The sequence below is a fragment of the Frisingicoccus sp. genome (assembly GCA_016298055.1).
Taxonomy (GTDB): Bacteria; Bacillota; Clostridia; order Lachnospirales; family Lachnospiraceae; genus Frisingicoccus.
Map to the genome: position 1 here is coordinate 1 of JAEDDO010000238.1, position 2,446 is coordinate 2,446.

The 2,446-nt window shown below is 47.0% G+C and carries 3 protein-coding genes; all 3 read left to right on the forward strand.

Annotated elements, in window-relative coordinates; all coding sequences use genetic code 11:
- On the forward strand, nt 1–2,019 hold a 2,019-nt coding region (locus QZZ35_RS11060; protein ID WP_291237455.1), incomplete at its 5' end, for a SpaA isopeptide-forming pilin-related protein.
- A 79-nt stretch (nt 2,020–2,098) separates the two neighbouring features.
- Nucleotides 2,099–2,239: a hypothetical protein gene (locus QZZ35_RS11065; protein WP_002585002.1), complete on the forward strand. Its 141-nt coding sequence runs from the start codon at nt 2,099–2,101 to the stop codon at nt 2,237–2,239.
- Between the two features lie 6 nt (nt 2,240–2,245).
- Nucleotides 2,246–2,446: DUF5688 family protein (locus QZZ35_RS11070; RefSeq protein WP_291237456.1), on the forward strand; the 201-nt coding region annotated here is incomplete at its 3' end.

Here is a 2,446-nt window from a genome sequence, read left to right on the forward strand (position 1 = left end):
AAGAAAAACCAGCCGACCACAGTGGAGATCACAAAATCTGACATTACCACTGGAACAGAACTGGATGGTGCAAGCCTGAAAGTGCTGGATAAAGACGGGAATGTTGTGGATGAATGGACTTCTGTTAAGGATGCCCCGCATGTGATCAAACGTCTGGTAGTCGGGGAGACTTACACACTCCGGGAAGAATTTGCACCGTATGGATACCTGAAAGCAACGGATATCACGTTTACTGTTGAGGATAACGGTGATGTCCAGAAGGTTGAAATGAAGGATGAAGTGCCGACCGGGCTTCTGATCATCAACAAAAAGGGTGAATTCCTGGATAAAGTAACGCTTCTGGATAACGCAAAAGGCACGGTGGAGCATCTGTTTGAGTATATCACCGGAAGCCTTACCGAAGTTACTTTTCACGTTTATGCCGCTGAAGATATCAAAGCGGCAGATGGTGTCAGCGAGGATTACTTCAAAGCAGATGAACTGGTGGGAACCATTACCACAGATACCAATGGTATTGCACAGCTTGGGGATCTTCCGGTTGGAAAATACTATGTGAAAGAGGCAGAAACTGCCCATGGTTATGTGCTGGATGGGGAGCCAAGATATGTGGATTTAAGTTACCGTGACCAGGATACCCCGGTGGTAACGTATGATGAAGCATGGCAGAATAACCGCCAGAAAGTCAAAGTGACCGTCCTGAAAAAGGAAAAAGACACCGAACGAGTTCTGGCAGGCGGTATCTTCGGATTGTTTACAAGGGAGGATATCAAAAATGCCAGCGGTGATGTCCTGCTGGAAGCAGATACGCTCATTGAGCTTAAGACCACGGATGAAAACGGTCAGATCACCTTTACGGCAGACCTGCCGGTAGACGGAAACTATTATGTGAAAGAGCTGTATGCTCCGGATGGTTTTGTGACCACCAATGAGGAACAGGATTTCACCTTTGAATATGCCGGTGCGGACCAGGCAGAGGTAAGCTATGATTTTACCTTTGAAAATGAGGCTACAACCGTGGAACTGACAAAATCTGACCTGACAACAGGGGATGAGCTTCCCGGTGCCCACCTGAAAGTGACCGATGAGGACGGCAATGTGGTGGATGAATGGGTATCCACAGAAGAAGCCCATGTGATCAAAGAACTGGTAGTCGGCAAGACCTACACCATGACAGAAACCAAACCTGCAGATGGATATGTAACCGCAGAAAGCATCGAATTTACCATCGAGAATACTGCGGAAATCCAGAAGCATGAAATGAAGGACGATGTGACAAAGGTACAGATCAGCAAGACAGATATCACCGGAGACCAGGAGATTCCGGGTGCGAAGCTTACGATCCTGGATGAAAATGACCAGGTAGTGGAAAGCTGGACTTCCACAGAGGAGCCGCATTATGTGGAGAAGCTGCCGATTGGCAGATACACACTCAGGGAGGAACAGGCACCGAAAGGATTTATCCTGACAGCCGATGTCTCCTTTGAAGTGAAAGATACCGGTGAGATCCAGACGGTTGTTATGAAGGATGATACCGCAAAAGGTAAAGTGATCCTGAATAAAACAGATAAGGAAACCGGAGAGCCGTTAAAAGGCGTGGAATTTGAACTCCGTGACAGCAAAGGAAAGGTGCTGGAGACCTTAAAGACGGATGCTGCCGGTCATGCGGAGAGCAGCCTTTATGAGATCGCTGAGTACAAAGACGGTAAATTTGCCGGTGAGAAGAAATATTATCTGGTGGAAACCAAGACGCTGGATGGATATACACTGGATGAGACCGAGCATGAGGTGGTATTTGCCTACAAAGATGACAGCACACCGATTGTGGAAGTGACCTTTGACCTGACAAATGACAAGCCGGAAGTGCCACAGACAACGGAAGGCACACCGGGAACACCGTCAGCCGGTAATCCGAAGACCGGGGATGAGACAAATCTCTGGCTTCCGGTGGTACTGCTGGCAGTATCTGTAAGCGGCATTGCCGGACTTCTGGCAGCCAGAAGAAAGAGAAAAAGAAAATAGTAACCTTATATGAGCAGGGAGCCTTAATTTGAGGCTCCCTTTTATCATAGCAAAAATCAGGAAAGGACAGGTAAAGAATATGAAGAAAACAATGAACACAGTGCAGGCAGGGAGAGAAATGCAGGAGAGATCATTCAAGAGAATGATGGCATACCAGAAAAAAGCAGAGCAGGCAGTCAACAAAAAGAGAATGAACCAGCACATGATCAGAAGGGGGTAATTGCGTATGATGAACAGAAAAGATTTTTTTGAATATGTGAAGGACAATGTGAAGGACTATCTTCCGGAAAAATATGCGGATGCCAATATCCATCTGCAGGAAGTAGTAAAGAAGAACGGGCTGACACTGACGGCGGTGGTCATTCCCGCAAAGGACACCAATATCACACCGAATGTATATCTGGATTCCTTTTACCAGGAATACCGG

Bases quoted from the DNA above. Each gene is read 5' to 3' on its own strand.
- QZZ35_RS11065 (WP_002585002.1), top strand. From the start codon at position 2,099: ATGAAGAAAACAATGAACACAGTGCAGGCAGGGAGAGAAATGCAGGAG.